Genomic DNA, 17,023 nt, shown 5'->3' with positions numbered 1-17,023 from the left:
TCGATGCAACTGAAGGTCCACTCCCGACATCTGAACGGTGTCATGGTTATCGAGCCCGAGATCGTCGAGGACGATCGCGGGTTCTTCGTCGAAATCTTCCGAGCCGATCAGTTCGAGGCGCTGGGTCTCCCCACACAGTTCGTCCAGGACAACCACTCCCGTTCCGCAAAGGACGTGATCCGCGGCCTGCACTTCCAGTTCGATCCACCGATGTCCAAGATCATGCGTGTGACCCAGGGTCGTGCATGGCTTGTCGCCGTCGATATCCGCAAGGGATCGCCGACGCTGGGGGAATGGTTTGGCCTGGAGTGTTCCGAAGAGAACCGTCTTCAGCTCTACGCCCCGGCCGGTTTTGCCCGTGGCTTCTGTGCCCTCAGCGACTACGCGGATATCCAGTACAAGTGCACCGGGATGTACAACCATCGTGGCGAGGGCGGCATCGCGTGGAACGATCCCCAAATCGGCGTCCAGTGGCCGGTGGCAACGCCCCACCTCTCAAGCCGCGATCAGACGGCGCCGACCCTGGCACATTGGCTCGCGTCTCCGGAGGCCGATCACTTCCGTTTCGAGGGTTAGTGTGGACGAGAGCAACGATCGACCGCTCTCTTACGGTCGCCAGACGATTGACGCCGACGATCGTGCGGCGGTCGACCAGGTCCTGCAGGGCGACTGGCTCAGCCAGGGACCGAAGATCGCCGAGTTCGAGGGCGCCCTCTGTGGTCACTTCGGTGCGGCCAACGCGGTGGTGGTCTCCAGCGGGACGGCGGCACTTCACCTGGCGTCGTTGACCTGTGACCTGCAGCCCGGTGACCGGGTGATCACATCGCCTTTGACGTTCCTGGCCGGCGTCAACTGTCTCCGTTACTGCCAGGCCACACCGCTGTTCGTCGACGTGGATCCGATGACCCAGAACATCGACCTCCAGCAGGTGGAAGATCTGCTGGCCGATGCCGGGCGTCGCAAGGATGTCCGGGGCATCACGGCAGTTCACTTCGCCGGCATGCCGTTACCGATGAACGCGTTGTCGAGGCTGGCCGATCGGTACGGGTTGTTCTTCATCGACGATGCCAGTCATGGCATCGGAGGTCGATTCAGGCTTCGTGACGGTTCCTACGGTGTCATCGGTGACGGCGGTCACTCGACCATGACCACCTGCAGCTTCCATCCGGTCAAGCATCTGACCACCGGTGAAGGCGGGGCCATTCTCACCAACGATTCGGCTCGTGCCGAGCGGCTCCGCTCGCTCCGCAATCACGGGGTGACGAAGAACCCGGACCGGTTCCGTCTAGAGCCCGACGGCCCGTGGCATCACGAGATGCACGAGCTGGGTTTCAATTACCGCATCTCCGATTTGCAGTGCGCCCTGGGCATCCGGCAGCTCATGAAACTCGACGGCTGGTTGGCTCGTCGCGGCGAGCTGGTCGCCAATTACCGGGCGGCGTTAGCCCAGCTGCCCGGCGTATCGTTTGTCGAGGAAGAGATCGGTCTGCAACCGGCATGGCATCTGTTTGTCGCACTGTTCGAGGGCCCAGCCACCCGTCTGCATGTCTACAAACGGCTGAAAGAGCAGGGGATTCACACCCAGGTGCATTACATGCCGGTCCATCTGCACCCCTACTACCGAGAGTTGTTGGGTGCCCGAAGGGGCGACTTCCCCCACGCCGAGGCCACCTACGATCGTTGCCTGTCGCTACCGTTGTTTCCGACGATGACCGACGACGATCAGGGGCGGGTGGTCGAGGCGTTGCGGGGCAGCCTATAGGCTGCCATCTCGCGGTCGTTACGCACGTAGAGCACATCGCCGACGATCGCCGGGTGGTTCCACGTCTTGCCGCTCAGCACCTCGACCCGGGCCAGCTCGATGAACTCGTCGGGGTTGGCCTCGACCAACGCCAGATCGCCTTGCTCCGACAGCACCAACATGACGCCCTGATCGGCCAGCATCAGGAGCTGCCCGTGACCGTAGCGGCCCCGCTTCCAGTCCCTGGATCCGTCGGCAAGATCGATGCTTGAGAGGATCTTGGTGTCGAAACCGTAGAGATGCCCGTCGTAGACGGCGAAGTCGTTGTAATAGGGCTTCATGCCGCGGGAGGTCCAGAGTTCGTCAGTGCTCCAGCTTGTGCCGTCATAATCGATCTGCAGGAGTCGCGTTCCCTCGCCAAAGCTGGTCCCGATCAGCAGTCGGTTGCCCGGAACCAGGGCCGGTTGCACGATTCGTGTGCCGGGGACCGGCCAGTCATGACGCCAGAGAAGCGATCCATTGACGGGATCGTGACTGTTGACGCCGTCGCCGTGCAGGATGATGACCTGCGGTGTGTCGTGGAGCGTGACCAGATGGGGTGCACTGTAACTGTCGGTGAGCGGCTCGGTCGTCCAACGCTCGTCGCCGGTGGCCGCGTCATAGGCGGCCAGTCCCACGCCGTCGGGATGGCCCACGCAGACAATGACGGTGTCGTTGTAGATCTCCGGCGATCCGGAGAAGCCCCAGTCCGGTAGCGGTGTGTCGTATTCGGCCATCAGATCGTGAGACCAGAGCAAGGTCCCGCGACTGGCGTCATGGGCCAGGACCGTGCCGCGACCCGTGATCGAGAAGAGACGGCCATCGGCAAAGGTCGGGGTCCCCCGTGGGCCGGCGCCGGAGATGGGGTCAAAGAAGCGGGACTGAATCCCGTCTGCCCAGAGCGGCTCACCCGTCGCCGCACGGTAGGCGGTCACCAGCTCTCGATCCCCACGCTGCTCCTGGGTGAAGAGGAAGTCTCCGACGATCGTCATCGACGACCAGGCCTCTCCGACCGGCGTCCGCCACAACTCGACGGGTGGGTCATCGTTCCAATTCGTCCCGACGATCCTCTGGTGGACCTGACTGTCCCGCTGCGGTCCACGGAACTCCGTCCAGTCGCCGTCGCTCGCGATGAGCGGTTCCGTCTCTGTCGGTGTTGTAGGCGTGTCGATCGTCGCCACGACAGGAGTCGAGGACCATCGAAACGAAAAATCCGGCTGCATGTCGCCATCCAGCGGCGCGGTGCGGAGCATCAGCGGCAGCGCCATGATCGCGAGCATCACGACGACGCCCACGCGGACCGTTCGCAGCTTCGGTACGGCATTCATCAGCAATGCCAGCAACGTCAACGCCGTCAGGATCCGTGGGAGGATGTAGAGAACGATCGCGACCTGCATCGACTCATGGGACAGCGCGAAGAGCGCGATCAGTCCCGCGACGAACAACCCGGCGCCACCCCAACGGGAGCGTCGCGATGCACGAGAGAGGAAGACCCACCAGACGCCGAACAGGACCGTACCGCCCAAAAGCGTCAGGGGCACCCCCTGGAAATGCAACATCGTCTCAAGCGCCAGGCGAGGTAGCCCCAACAGGACGCCCCACATCAGCACGAGGATAACGATCGCGGGCCAGACCCGGAGGCGAGACTTGGAGTCGTTCATGCGGATCCTACTTCAACCAGATGCTGCCGGTGTCGTTCTCATTGCCCGCCGTGGTCTCGGCATGTTCTCCGATGAACTGCCCGTCATCGAACTGTCCTTCGAAGGTGAACGTGCGCACCTTGCTGTCATTGAGGACATTGCCGGACATCTTGCCGGTGCCCATCTCTCCCGTGGCGGTCCCGGTGTAGACATGGTCCCGACCGCGAAACTGGAAGTAGAAACTGACGTCGTAGGCATCCTCACCGGTGGGCGAGAAGACCGCCTTGATCGGCTGCGCCTCGCCACGCCCCCAGACGAACTCACCCTGGAGCGTGATCTCATCGTTTTCCGGCTTGGTCTCGGTGACGGCGGCCACGCAACCGACCGCCAACAAAAGGATAAGACCGATCATCCACGACACTCGAACGCGCTGTTTCATCTTGACTCTCCTGGCCCCTCGGGCGTTTTCCCGAATCATGATGGCATTGTTCCGGCTTCGGGGCGAGGCACAAACCGGCTAGACTGTCGGCATGTGCTCCATCCTCGGCATCTTCGAAATCCACAAGGATCCGCGACAGCTACGGACCCTGGCGCTGAAACTCTCGAAAAGACAACGTCATCGGGGCCCCGACTGGAGCGGGATCTACGCCGACGACCACGCGATCCTGGCCCACGAGCGGCTGGCGATCGTCGATGTCGAGCACGGGGCGCAACCGCTCAAGAGTCCCGATGGCCGGTGCATCCTGGCGGTCAACGGTGAGATCTATAACCACCGGCAACTTACGGCCGACCTGGCCCAGCCCTACGAGTTTCAGACCCGTTCCGACTGCGAGGTGATCCTGGCCCTCTGGCAAGAGCACGGACCGGCGTTTCTCAACCGGCTGAACGGGATCTTCGCGTTCGCGCTTTACGACCGGAAGACGCAGCGATATTTCATCGCCCGAGACCCCATCGGCGTAATGCCGCTCTACATGGGTCACGATGCCGACGGAAACTTCTTCGTGGCGTCGGAGATGAAAGCGATCCTCGACGTCTGCAAGACCGTCAGCGAGTTCCCGCCGGGGCACTACCTGGACAGCGACACCGGTCAGATGACTCGCTACTACGAGCCGGCATGGCGGGACTACGACGCGGTGCGGGGTGTCGCCGCAGAACCGGCGAAGATCCGTGAAGCCCTGACGGCGGCGGTCGAACGGCAGTTGATGTGCGATGTCCCCTACGGCGTATTGCTCTCCGGTGGCCTCGATTCCTCGTTGCTGTCGGCGATAGCCCACAGGTTCTACAAGACCCGAATCGAGAACGACGGTCGTAGCGAGGCCTGGTGGCCCCAGCTGCATTCGTTCGCCATCGGGCTGGAAGGTTCTTCCGATCTACCGGCGGCCCGGGCCGCAGCCAACGCGATCGGGACCCTTCACCATGAGTTCGTCTACACGGTGCAGGAGGGGCTGGACGCCATCTCCGATGTGATCCACCAGATCGAGACCTTCGACATCACCACCGTGCGGGCATCGACACCGATGTACCTGCTGGCGCGTCGCATCAAGGCGATGGGGATCAAGATGGTCCTGACGGGGGAGGGATCCGACGAGATCTTCGGCGGCTATCTCTATTTCCACAAGGCACCGGACGCCGAGGAGTTTCATGAGGAGACGATCCGCAAGCTGGATCAACTGCACCTGTTCGACTGTCTCCGCGCCAACAAGACTCTCGCCGCCTGGGGGATCGAGGGTCGGGTCCCATTCCTCGACCGCGAGTTCCTCGACGTCGCCATGGGGTTCGATGCCCAGGCAAAGATGTGTGGCGAAGAGAAGATCGAGAAACAGATCCTTCGCGAGTCGTTCAAGAGCTATCTACCCGACGAGATCCTCTGGCGACAGAAGGAGCAGTTCTCCGACGGCGTGGGGTACTCGTGGATCGATTCGCTCCGCGAGACGGCGGAACAGCAGGTCAGCGACGAACAGTTCGCCCGCGCGGCCTATCGTTTCCCGACCCATACCCCGGCGACCAAGGAAGGCTACTTCTATCGTTCGATCTTCGAGTCCCACTTCCCCGGGGACCAGGCGGTGGCCACGGTGCCCTTTGGCATGAGTATCGCGTGTAGTACTCCGACCGCAGTACGTTGGGATCGGATGTTCCGCGACCACGCCGACCCGTCAGGTCGAGCCGTCAAGGGAGTCCATCGAGACGCCTACTGACCCGCGTCGATGGCCACGGCCGGCCCGGCCCCCTCGGGCTCGTGGATCCGGTCGATCATGGCCTGTACCTCTGCGGACGGCGGAGCCGTCAACGGCGTCAGGATCAGCGTCACCGCGAAGTTGATCAGCATGCCGACGATCCCGATTCCCTGCGGGCTGATGCCGAAGCACCAGTTTGGCATGCCGAGGTAGACACTGCCGATGATGTAGGACGCGGTGAAGACGATGCCGCTGACCATGCCGACCATCGCGGGGATCGTGCCGACTCGTCTGGAAAAGATGCCCAGCACGATGGCGGGGAAGAAGCTGGACGCGGCGAGGCCGAAGGCGAACGCCACGACCTGGCTGACGAAGCCCGGCGGAAAGATTCCCAGCAGCCCCGCGATCACGACGGCGAAGCCGATCACCACACGACCGACGCGAAGCTGTTTCTCCTCGCTGGCCTTCGGGTTGATCACACGGAAGTACAGGTCGTGAGCGACACTGGACGAGATCACCAACAACAACCCGCTTGCCGTGGACAACGCGGCGGCCAGTCCACCGGCGGCGACGAGCGCGATGATCCAATCCGCGAGGGCCGCCATCTCCGGCGTCGCCAGCACGATGATGTCCCGGTCGGGCCCGGATAGCCCCCGCTCTGTCAGCAACCGTCGCCCGTCGCTGCCCTGAACTCCGGACGTCGAAAGCCACTTCTGATGTTCCACGCGAATATCCGCCAACTCGACGGCGCCGATCTTGCCGCTGCGGAAGACCTCGTTCTGAGCGCCGTCTGCCGCAGGACCCAGGTAGGCGACGCGACCATCGCCATCGTCCAGCCAGACGATCAACCCGGTCTGCTCCCAGCTGTGGAACCACTGCGGGAGCTCGGCCGTCGTCGTCCCATGCAGGCTCTGGATCATGTAATAACGTGCGAAGGCCGCCGTCGCCGGTGCCGTCAGATAGAGCAGCGCGATGAACAGCAACGCCCAGAAGGCGCTCCAACGTGCCGCCTTCACCGTCTTGACCGTGTAGAACCGCACGATCACATGCGGCAGTCCGGCGGTACCGACCATCAGCGCCGCGGTGACACAAAAGACGTTGAGCTTGTTCCATCCGCCACCGAAGGCCGCGGTGTAGCTCGCAAACCCCAGGTCGGCATGCAGTTGATCCAGCTTGGCCAGGAGCGGCATGCCGCCGTCGACCAGACCGCTACCCATGCCGATCTGCGGGATCGGGTTGCCGGTCAGCTTGAAGCTGATGGCGATGGCGGGAATCAGGAAGGCCGAGATCAAGACCCAGTACTGCACGACCTGGGTCCAGGTGATGCCCTTCATCCCACCGAGCGTGGCATACGTGAAGACGATCGCCATCCCGATGATCACGCCGACGGTGATGTCCACCTCGAGGAATCGCGAGAAGACGATCCCCACGCCCCGCATCTGCCCCGCGACGTAGGTGAAACTGATGAACACCGCACAGCCCACCGCGATCCGGCGGGCACGGTTGGACTCGTAGCGATCGCCGACGAAGTCGGGAACAGTGAAGTGACCGAACTTCCGCAGGTAAGGCGCCAGCAACAACGCCAGAAGCACGTAGCCTCCGGTCCACCCCATCAGGTACATGCCGCCGGCATACCCCATGGCCGAAATAAGTCCGGCCATCGAGATGAACGAGGCGGCACTCATCCAGTCCGCGGCGGTGGCCATGCCGTTGGCCATCGCCGGTACACCACGACCGGCGACGTAGAACCCGCTGGTGTCTCGCACACGACAGAGCCAGGCGATCGACAGATAGATGACGAACGTGACGCCGACAAACACGGCGGTCCAGAGCTTGATCGTCATACGTCGTCGCCCTCGCGACGGATCTGCTCCAGCTCTCGGTGATGCTCGGCGTCCAGTCGGTTGAGGATCAACCCGTAGGCCAGGATCAGCAGGACGAAGACCAGGATGCTGCCCTGCTGGGCAAACCAGAACCCCAGCGGAAAACCACCCAGCTGAAACTGGTTGAGCGCATCGGCGAACAGGACGCCGCAGCCGAGACCGGCGAATGCCCAGACCAGGAGACAGACCACGATCACCCGAACGTTCTTACGCCAGTAGCGTCGCGTCGCTTCCGTGATCCGTGGGTTAACGCTCATCGTGGCGATTATAGACGAGAGCCCAACCTTGGAAACAACCGTCCCGTCCGTTTCATGTACGTTCGGTATTCGTCACCGAACGCCTCGCACATCATTTGTTCTTCCCGCGGGGTCCGAACGGCGTAGAGAACGGCGAACGACACCAATGCCGACCAGCCGGCGAGCCAGTTCTGTAGCAGAAGCACCTGGGCGATGTTCCAGAGCCAGATAGCCGCGTACATCGGGTGCCGGACCCGACGATAGACACCGTGATCGACAAGACGATGCCCCTTCCGAAGCTCGAGACTTATGGACCAATTGGCACCGAGATCCGCGTGGGAACGCCAAAACAACCACAACGCGATCAACATGACCACGCTGCCGACATAGGGCAGATAGTCAGGCAGACGATAGTTCGCCCGGTCGAGAAGCGGCGTCAGCAGATAGAGGAACGGAATCAACAGGCCGCCGATCAGGACGAACGGCAGGATCGTCTTCTCTGCGCCGTCAACTTGCCGGTGGACCTTCTCCTCGGTGCTGGTCCGCTTCTGGTAGACATAACGGATTCCCATGTACAGAAAGAAGCCCACCAGGAAAACGATGTTCCACGGCTGATCGACGAGGTTCACAACCTACTCACCCTGGTACGGAACACCCTCGGTCATCCACGGCGGTGCCGCTTGGCCCTTCAGGTGATGATCGAAGAACTCCTTCATCTTGATCGAGTAATCCAGTTTGTTGGGATACTTCTTCAGGTGATGGGGTTCGTCCCGGTACTGCAGGAAGATCACGTTCTTCTCCAGGCGACGCATCGCCAGGTAGAGTTCGATGCCCTGTTGCCACGGCACCGCCTCGTCCACGTCACCGAACTGGATCAAGAGCGGGGTCTTGATGTGACGCACATGGAACACCGGAGAATTCTCGAGGTACTTGGGGAGTTCCGCATCCATGCTTCCACCGATGCGACTCTGAGACTGCTCGTACTGAAACTGGCGAGCCAACCCGGAGCCCAGTCGGATGCCGCTGTAGGCACTGGTCATGTTGGAGACCGGGGCGCCGGCAACCGTGGCCGCGAACGCGTCGGTCTGCGTGATCATGTACGCCGCCTGGTAGCCGCTCCATGAATGGCCGTGAAGGCCGATGGCGTCGGGATCGGCGACACCCATCTCCACCAGCTTCTGCACACCGGGGACCACGGCCTTGACCGCCGACAGCCCGGGCCGACCGATCTCGAAACGCACATCCGGTAAGAACACGGCATAGCCGTTACTGGCGTAGAGCGGGAAACTGGGTCGGTGGTTGATGACGGGATCGTTGAATTCATGCAGGCGTTGGGAGAAGAAGCGATAGAAGTAGACCAGCACGGGGTAACGTCTCTTCGGGTCGTAGTTGCCGGGCTTGATCAACACACCCTGCAACGGAATCCCATCGCCACTGTTCCATTCAACCAGCTCGGCCTGACCCCAGGCGAATCGATCGACCTGTGGGTTGGCCGTCGAGAGTCGTTTTGACTTCTTCAGTTCCCGGGTCGCCACACGCAGATCGGGGAAGTCGTTGTAGGTCTCGCGGGTGTACAGCAGCCGATCGGCCTCTTCCGCCTTGCCGATGAAACGAAACTTCGCATCCTCCTCGACCAGGCGCTTGAGGGCCGCACGATCGGAGCGTGTTCGATAGAAGCCGAAATTCTTTCGACCGTGATGGTACGAGAGAAGCAGCAGCGGTTCATCGGCGGTCAGATGATCCAATTTGGGATCCAGGTCGACGACACGGAATCGGCGATTCTCTTTGCGTCCCTGACCACCGGTCAGGTTGACCGGCGCCTCACCGTCTACGGAGAAACGCCAGATATCGAACTTGTCGTAGATCAGAACGCCCCGATCCCCCTCGATCCAGTCGGCCACGCCATACCCGGGATCCGGTGCCGGATAGTCGTCGTCCTCGTCGGCAAACGGAACCGGCAACGACTCGGTCAGGTTGCGGGTGCTGCCGGTCTCGGCGTCGTAGAGATGCCAATGATCTTTGTTCCAGAAGACGATGAACCGACCGGTGGGGGAGAGTCGAACCGCGCCGTCCGAGAGATGCTGTGCGACCGGACGCTGTCGGCCTGTATTCAGGTCGATGTGAAACAGATCCTGATACGACCCACTCCAGGTGACCTCCTTCCGATAGGGAAGGGACGACCGGCCGATCACCGCTCGCGGATTATTCGCCGGGGTGACGTTGGGATGATCTGGATCCGCAAGACGGACGACCTTGCCCGACCCACGATGGAGCACCGCGAGGTAGACGCGATCCTTCTCTTCCTTGTCCCAGCGCTTCTTCTGATTCGGGATGATGTACGGATCGTCCCAGTGCCAGACGTCGACCTTGCGTTTTTCCAGTAGCGCTTCGTTGTCGTAAGGGTCGTAGGGATCGTCGTCCTCTTCGGACTCGTCCTCAGACTCTTCCGGTTTACGAGTTCCATAGCCGAAGAACAACCGTTCACCGTCGCGACTCCAGGTCAGCTTGTTGGTCGAGGGGATCCGCCAGCCGTCCGGAGCATCTTCGCTTGCGGCCCTTCGCCGGGGTTCGTCCCCATCCCAGACCCAGAGATCCGCAGGACCCGGCTCGTGATCCTCGTCGTCCACCGCCGCCAGGAAACCAAGCAGGCTTGAATCTTCCGCCCAGATCGGATGGGAGATTCGCACGTTGTCACCCGTGTGGATCGCGCGATGGGGCGTGGCATCGAGTCCCAGCTGGCGGACATGGATCCCGTTCTCCTTGCCGTCCGGCGTGGCCGTCGTGTAGGCCAGATGTCGGGAGGGTTCGTCGAACGAGAACGCGGTGACGAACGGGATCTCGATTGTCCCGTCGCCGGAGAGATCGCGAAGCAGCAGACCGGTTCCCACCGGGCGATCGTCGTCTTCCTTCTCTTCGTCTGATTTCTCTGTCTCTTCTTCTTCTTGTTCTTCGTCTTCCTCATCGCGGCTCTTGTAGAGCTTCCAGGCGATCCATCGACCGTCGTCGCTGAAGGCGAAGGACTCGACCTCGTCGATGTGTGTCTCGGTGCCGTCTGCCAACGAAACCAGGGCCATGCCGTTCCGCGGTTTGTCGTCATCCTTCTTCTTGCCGGCGGCCGTGTCTCGTTCTTCCTGGCTGGGGAGTACCGTGCAGGCCATCCAGCGCGCGTCGCCCGATAGCTGTGGCGCGGAGCAGCCGGCGACGCGGTGCTCGGTCTCGTCGTCAACCTTGCGAGCGACGGCCTCGCCGTCGCCGCGATCGGGTTTGAGGGTGTAGGCGACCCAGGATCCGTCGCGGGAGAGTGTCGCTCCCTCGATCTTCTTGAACTTCATCAGCTCCGTGAAGGTCAAGGGCTCCGTTCCGGCCATCGCGGAGGTGTGAGCGAGGAAGAACGTGATCAACGCAAGGACAAGAGAGGCGATCAGGTGGGTCCAGATGCGGATCATGGTGCGGTCCTCGTAGTCGTCTGCCCAAAGAAAAACGGGGGAGGCTGGGCCTCCCCCGTCTTTATCGTAACCTAGCTTGGCTTAACCCAGACTATTTGCAGGTCTTGCCACCGGACGGCCCCTTGCACTTGTTGGAGCAGCAATCCGAGTCGTCGATGCAGGACGTTCCGACCGGATCGCAGCTTCCACAGCAGTCCGCCGCGCAGGAGGCGCAGTCTTCGCCGGCGCCGACATCACAGACATTGTCGCCGCAGACCGGCGGGGGGCCACAGTCGATGGAACAGTTGGAGTTGTTCTCGTCACCCTGGCAGGCCATGTCGCCACAACAGTAGGACATTCCACCACCGGACGTGGTGCAGATGTTTCCGTTGTTACTACATCGACTGTCGGTGCACGGAGTGCCATTGCCACAACAATACCGGTTGTTCGGATTGCCATTGGTCTTGCCATTGCAGTCGCTCGGGCAGGAGAAGCAGTCTTCACCGGCCGCCGTCTCACAGACGCCGTCGCCACAGCTGACTCCAGTTCCGGAGATACAGTCGTCGCCACAGTTGTTGCAATCTTCGCCGGCATCGCAGGTGCCGTCGTTGTTGCAGACGAGTGGCTCGCAGCTGTCGTTGCTCTCGTTGCAGGCCTGGCCGGGACAGGGATCGTTACCGGGCTGGCAGCTGCCGCCGCCGCCGCAGGTCTCGGCGCCGTTGCAGAAAGCGCCGTCGTCACAATCGCCGTTGTTGGAGCAACCGCCGACGACCAGGGTGTTGACCGAGTTGGCACCGGTGTTACCCGGATCGAGCCAGGTGCTCAGTCGGGTACTGGACGTCCCACCGCCATTCCATGAGACGGAGAACTTTCCGTACCAGTCAGCCGAGTTGTTGCCACACGCCGCATAGCCGCCATGCAGCTGGCCGATCACCTGATGATTCTGGTTGAACAGCGGTGAACCGGAAGACCCACCCTCGGTGGTGCCGGTGTCCCAGTCGGCGACCCTCACATGCGTCCCGTTACCAGGGACGGAGGTGCCCAGATAGGACGTCGTCGTCGTTGCGTCAAACTCGAAGCTGATCGCCTTTTCGTCGACCGACGGATGATGGATCGCCACCGCCGTGGTGGCTTCGGCTCCGGATCGATTCCAACCGGCGAAGGTGACGCCCCAGGCCGGATCGGGGTCGCTGTCCATCTCGACGAGCGCAAAGTCCGACGTGCTCCAACGGGAACGGAAGAACGAACCGGTTTGGAACTGATTGAGTGAGCCATTCCGCGCACCGCCACAGCTGTCTGTCTCGTAGTTCCAGTAGGTGACGAGAGAGGCGGCGTTGCCGGCGGAGATGCCACAGTGATAGGCCGTCATGAAGTACGGCGTCGTGTCCTGGGCGGTGTTGTTGACCATGAAGCCGCTACAGAACAGGCTGCCGCCGGTGGAGATCGCGGCGACCGACGGAATCTCGCCACGCCAGCCGTCGCCGTCGGGGCAGATCACATCGACGTTGCAGGACCCGGAGCGATTGTCCGAACCAAACTCCCGGTAACCGACGTTGACGGAGGTCAGCTCCAGACGCAGATTGTCACGTTCCTCCGCAGGCAGAACGACCTCGACGACGATTTCGTCGGTGATCAGGAGCGGGGTCCACAGCTCACCGTGAAGCGCATTGTCCACGGCGGTGAACGGCCGACGGACATGCTGCCCATCGACGGAGTAAATGCGAAGGGATCCGTTGGGGGTCATAACGTATTGACCGAAGCCCAGATTGATCGAAATTGCACCGGGAGCACCCGCGCGAACACGCCAGATCAGGGTGCCGTCACCCAGGTCTTCCCAGATGCCGTCACGCTCCGGAGTGATCGAAACGGCGTTGGCGATGGCATAACGAGGTGCCAGGCCTGCCAGATCGCGGTCGATGTCCTCGGCGGTGACGACCTGCAGGTCGACAGCCGGCGCCGAGACCAGCTGAACCGTCTGAATCGCACGAATGTCGTCGGCGCGAGCGATGCCGATGGGTGTCTGCGCGGCGGTGATTCCAACTCCCAGCGTCAGGATGACCGCCAGAGCGCAAATCAGTTTCAATCTGTCTTTCATCGATTGCCCCTCTGTTGTTCAAAAAAGCGCCGACCTCCTCTGATGTCGACCGGACGAATATACGCTGACCGACCCGGCCACAGAGTAAAAAAATCTCAGGGTCGTGCTAGCCTGCGAAATGGTCGGATCGAGGCGACTGAATCTCTCGGCACTGTTTTCCGTCGTGATTGCGGCACTTTTGTGCATGATCGGCGTCATTCGCATGCTCTCCTACTCCCGCGGCAGCGCCGTCACTCTTTGGTTACTGGACTCGCCACTCGCCGCAATCGCGTACCGACCGGATGTCCCGTGGAGTGTTCGGCTGTTCAAGGTGGTCTCGACACCGGTGATCGCCGCAGGGTTCTACTTTCTATTCCGATTGTTGAATCGGGCTGCGATGTCGACCCTTCCCGGCGCCGCGGTCGATGAGAGTCGACGGATCGACTTTGTCTCTCCGTGGACAAGAATCGTTTTGACCAGTGTCATCTCGCTGCATTGGATCCCCATCGAGTTCATGAAATTCAGGAGCGACGGGTTTTATCCCAACTCGAGTTTCGAGGATCCATGGATCAACTTCGCCGTGTTGGCGGTGAGCCAGCTGTTGGCCTTCGTCGGCATGCGCTACCTCTCCTTCGAACCGCTAGTCACAAAAAAGGGGACAGATTTATTTGTTGGCGTCGGGAGCGACGCGGGGCCACCATAAAATGACCCGGAAAATGAAGGGAGAGAACATGCGTGTCCTCACAATCCTGTGCCTGTTCCTGGCTGCGGTTGGCTCAGTCACGGCGGACGACGACGAGACCCGCTTCAAGAGCATCACCGAAGCCGAGACGATGATCATGGTCCCGATGCGGGATGGCGTCGAGCTTGCGACGGATGTCTATCTTCCGAAGGGGGAAGGACCGTTTCCCGCCCTCCTGGTGAAGACGCCCTACAACTTCAACAAGATCCAGGGGCCCCAGTTACAGTGGGCCCTGCAGGCCATCGATCACGGCTACGCACTTGTCATACAGAACGAGCGGGGTCGCTATTACTCGGAAGGTGAGTGGGAAATCCTCGGCCGACCGCGACAGGACGGGTACGACACGTTGACCTGGCTCGCCGAGCAGGAGTGGTCCACCGGCAAGGTTGCGACATGGGGCTGCTCGTCCTCCGCGGAATGGCAGATGGGGCTGGCGGCGCAGGATCATCCGGCCCATGCGGCGATGATCCCGATGGCCGCCGGTGCCGGGATCGGACGCGTCGGCGAGTTTCACGAGCAGGGCAACTGGTACAAGGGCGGCGTCCATCAGACGCTGTTCATGGTCTGGCTCTACAACGTGCAGCAGGGTATCCGGCCGCAGTTCCCTGCCGATCTCACCCAATCGCAACTCCAACGATTGCGGAAGATGTACGACCTTGCCCCAAAGATGCCCGAGGTCGATTGGAAGAAACAGCTTCGGACGCTTCCCGCGACCGAGTGGCTCTCGAGTGTGGGCGGCAACGACGGTCCGGCTGTCGACCTCCTGACCCGTCAACCGGAAGATCCTCGCTGGTACGACGGCGGCCTGTACCACGACAACGAGGGTTTCGGAGTCCCGGCTTTCTGGTTCAACAGCTGGTTTGACGTCAGTCAGGGACCGAACCTGGCGCTGTTCAACCATGTTCGCAAGAACGCCGACGACAAGAGCGTTCGCGACGGCCAGTACATGATCGTCGCGCCGACGCTTCACTGTGGGTTCTATCGCACCCCAGAAAACGAGGACCTGATCGTCGGCGAACTCAACGTCGGAGACGCGACGTTTCCGTACTACGACACGATGTTCTCGTTCCTCGATCACTACGTGAAGGGCGAGAAGAACGGCTTCGGCAAGGAAACACCGCGAGTCCAGTTCTACACGATGGGTCGCAACGAGTGGAGTGCGGCCGAACAGTGGCCACCGAAAGATGTGAAGCCCGTAACGTTCTACCTGGAAAGCGACGGAGCGGCCAACAGTCTGTTCGGTGACGGGGCGTTATCGACCGAGCAAGCGACAGGTGCTCAGTCCGACAGCTTCACCTACGACCCGATGAACCCCGTCCCATCTCTCGGTGGCGGGGTCTGTTGTAACGGTGGGGCCTCGGATGGCGGCAGCTTTGACCAGCGCGGCATCGAGGCCCGTGCCGATGTGCTGGTCTACACATCCTCACCTCTGGACGAGTCCCTGGATGTCACCGGCTTTGTCCGCACCAGGCTGTTCGTCTCGTCCGACGTCAAGGACACCGACTTCACCGTCAAACTCGTCGACGTCCACCCCGACGGAACCGCCTACAACATCGACGACACGATCCTCCGCACTCGCTACCGCAACGGCTACAAAAACCCCGAGATGATGAAAAGGGGACAGATTTATTTATTGACACCGACGGCGATGTCCACCAGCTACGAATTCAAGAAGGGTCATCGCATCCGCGTGGAAGTGGCATCCAGCAAGTTTCCGCAGTACATGCGGAATCTGAACACCGGCGGAAACAACGTCGATGAGGAAGAGGGTGTCGAGGCTCACAACACCCTTCATCATTCGGCCGAATATCCCTCGGCCATCACGCTACCGGTCAGACGCTAGCGCGAAGTGGGGCCAGGCCGGTTGACCTGACCCCATCCGATCTACCAGATATCGGCTCGCATGTCGTCGCCGAGGACCATCGGGTCACCGGGCTCGCAGCCCCAGGCCGCGGCAAACTCCGGCATGTTGGCCAGAGGACCGTTAGCACGGAACATCGACGGCGAGTGCGGATCGCTGTTGACCTGCAACTTGATCGACTCGTCGCGATAGTTACGTCGCCAGGCCCGCGCCCACGACAGGAAGAAGCGCTGCTCCGGCGTGAAGCCATCGATCTCGCCGGGGTTGTCGGTCTCGAGGGCCTTCTGCAGTGCGTAGTAGGACATCGTGATTCCGGCCAGGTCGCCGATGTTCTCACCAAGGGTCAACTGCCCGTTGACGTGAAGATCGTCCACCGCCACGAATCCGTCGTACTGCTCGACCAACTTGGCCGTGCGCTCCTCGAAACGCGTGCGGTCGTCGTCGCTCCACCAGTTCTGCATGTTGCCGTTGACGTCGAAGCGGCTGCCCTGATCGTCAAAGCCGTGCATGAATTCGTGACCGATCACACCACCCATCGCCCCGTAGTTGATCGCGTCGTCGATCGTTCCGTCGAAGAACGGCGGCTGCATGATGGCGGCGGGGAAGACGATCTCGTTCATCACGGGGTTGTAGTAGGCGTTGATCGTCTGCGGGGCCATGCCCCACTCGTTGCGATCGATGGGCTGGCCGATCTTGTTCAGCTGTCGTCGCTGCTCGAAGGCATTGGCGGCACGGATGTTGGCCAGATAGCTCTCGGTGCCGATCTCGAGGGACGAGTAGTCTCGCCACTCATCGGGGTAACCGATCTTGGTGTTGAAGCCTTCAAGCTTTGCTAGAGCGCTCTCGCGCGTCTCTTCACCCATCCAGTCGAGATTCGAGATGCGACCGTGAACGGCCGCACGGAGATTCTCGATCATCGCGTCGGCACGGGCCTTGGTCTCCGGCGGGAACGCACGCTCGACGTAGACCTCGCCCAACGCCTCACCAAGGCTACCGCTGGTCTGGTCGATGACCCGCTTCCAGCGAGGACGCATCTCTTCGGTCCCGCTGAGGGTCTTGCTGTAGAAGTCGAAGTCGGCCTCGGCGAACTCGCTGGACAGATAGGGCGAGGTCGCGTTGATCACGTTCCAACGCAGATACGATTTCCAGATGTCGAGGGAGGTGTCCTCAAGCGCCAGGTTCATCTCCGCGAAGAACTTCGGATGCGC

General features: G+C 61.6%; 13 protein-coding genes. 5 read left to right on the top strand and 8 right to left on the bottom strand.

Translation table 11 applies throughout. From position 1 onward, the window contains the following. The first annotated feature begins 3 nt into the window (after window positions 1-3). Together rfbC and pseC are read left to right on the top strand one after the other, a co-directional pair. The gene (gene rfbC / locus OES25_05860) at window positions 4-576 is read left to right on the top strand and encodes a dTDP-4-dehydrorhamnose 3,5-epimerase (GenBank protein MDH3627166.1); all 573 of its coding nucleotides are present in this window, start codon (window positions 4-6) and stop codon (window positions 574-576) included. Window position 577: 1 nt separating this feature from the next. Further along, window positions 578-1,762 (top strand): UDP-4-amino-4,6-dideoxy-N-acetyl-beta-L-altrosamine transaminase, encoded by a 1,185-nt coding sequence (gene pseC / locus OES25_05855; protein MDH3627165.1) that lies wholly within the window; start codon window positions 578-580, stop codon window positions 1,760-1,762. Here the strand turns inward: pseC and OES25_05850 are convergent. Then, the gene (locus tag OES25_05850; protein ID MDH3627164.1) at window positions 1,723-3,441 is read right to left on the bottom strand and encodes a PQQ-like beta-propeller repeat protein; all 1,719 of its coding nucleotides are present in this window, start codon (window positions 3,439-3,441) and stop codon (window positions 1,723-1,725) included. The genes pseC and OES25_05850 overlap by 40 nt on opposite strands. A 7-nt stretch (window positions 3,442-3,448) precedes the next feature. Then, a complete protein-coding gene (locus OES25_05845) occupies window positions 3,449-3,859 on the bottom strand; it encodes a hypothetical protein (GenBank protein ID MDH3627163.1) in 411 nt (136 codons plus the stop codon). 91 nt (window positions 3,860-3,950) lie between these two features. On the opposite strand from OES25_05845, the gene asnB reads away from it, so the two are divergent. After that, window positions 3,951-5,615: an asparagine synthase B gene (gene asnB / locus OES25_05840; GenBank protein MDH3627162.1), complete on the top strand. Its 1,665-nt coding sequence runs from the start codon at window positions 3,951-3,953 to the stop codon at window positions 5,613-5,615. Here the strand turns inward: asnB and OES25_05835 are convergent. The 5 genes from OES25_05835 to OES25_05815 form a co-directional block, all read right to left on the bottom strand. Then, the gene (locus tag OES25_05835; GenBank protein ID MDH3627161.1) at window positions 5,609-7,438 is read right to left on the bottom strand and encodes a cation acetate symporter; all 1,830 of its coding nucleotides are present in this window, start codon (window positions 7,436-7,438) and stop codon (window positions 5,609-5,611) included. The two genes, asnB and OES25_05835, sit on opposite strands and share 7 nt — an antisense overlap. Next, the gene (locus OES25_05830) at window positions 7,435-7,734 is read right to left on the bottom strand and encodes a DUF4212 domain-containing protein (protein ID MDH3627160.1); all 300 of its coding nucleotides are present in this window, start codon (window positions 7,732-7,734) and stop codon (window positions 7,435-7,437) included. Before OES25_05830 ends, OES25_05835 begins: the two co-directional genes overlap by 4 nt. Before the next feature lie 8 nt (window positions 7,735-7,742). Then, window positions 7,743-8,342 (bottom strand): protein-S-isoprenylcysteine O-methyltransferase, encoded by a 600-nt coding sequence (locus tag OES25_05825; protein ID MDH3627159.1) that lies wholly within the window; start codon window positions 8,340-8,342, stop codon window positions 7,743-7,745. Window positions 8,343-8,345: 3 nt separating this feature from the next. Continuing rightward, a complete protein-coding gene (locus OES25_05820) occupies window positions 8,346-11,159 on the bottom strand; it encodes a prolyl oligopeptidase family serine peptidase (GenBank protein ID MDH3627158.1) in 2,814 nt (937 codons plus the stop codon). A gap of 91 nt (window positions 11,160-11,250) precedes the next feature. Further along, the gene (locus tag OES25_05815; GenBank protein ID MDH3627157.1) at window positions 11,251-13,233 is read right to left on the bottom strand and encodes a trypsin-like peptidase domain-containing protein; all 1,983 of its coding nucleotides are present in this window, start codon (window positions 13,231-13,233) and stop codon (window positions 11,251-11,253) included. Window positions 13,234-13,351: 118 nt separating this feature from the next. Between OES25_05815 and OES25_05810 the strand changes: the two genes are divergently transcribed. Next, window positions 13,352-13,915, top strand: coding sequence for a hypothetical protein (locus tag OES25_05810; protein MDH3627156.1), 564 nt, complete (start codon window positions 13,352-13,354; stop codon window positions 13,913-13,915). A gap of 28 nt (window positions 13,916-13,943) precedes the next feature. After that, window positions 13,944-15,797 (top strand): CocE/NonD family hydrolase, encoded by a 1,854-nt coding sequence (locus OES25_05805; GenBank protein MDH3627155.1) that lies wholly within the window; start codon window positions 13,944-13,946, stop codon window positions 15,795-15,797. 41 nt (window positions 15,798-15,838) lie between these two features. Here OES25_05805 and OES25_05800 read toward each other — a convergent pair. Continuing rightward, the coding region (locus OES25_05800; protein ID MDH3627154.1) for a M13 family metallopeptidase at window positions 15,839-17,023 on the bottom strand (1,185 nt) is incomplete at its 5' end.

This window comes from Acidobacteriota bacterium (genome assembly GCA_029861955.1).
In the GTDB taxonomy this organism is placed as follows: domain Bacteria; phylum Acidobacteriota; class Polarisedimenticolia; order Polarisedimenticolales; family Polarisedimenticolaceae; genus JAOTYK01.
This window is presented reverse-complemented; position numbering and strand designations above follow the sequence as displayed.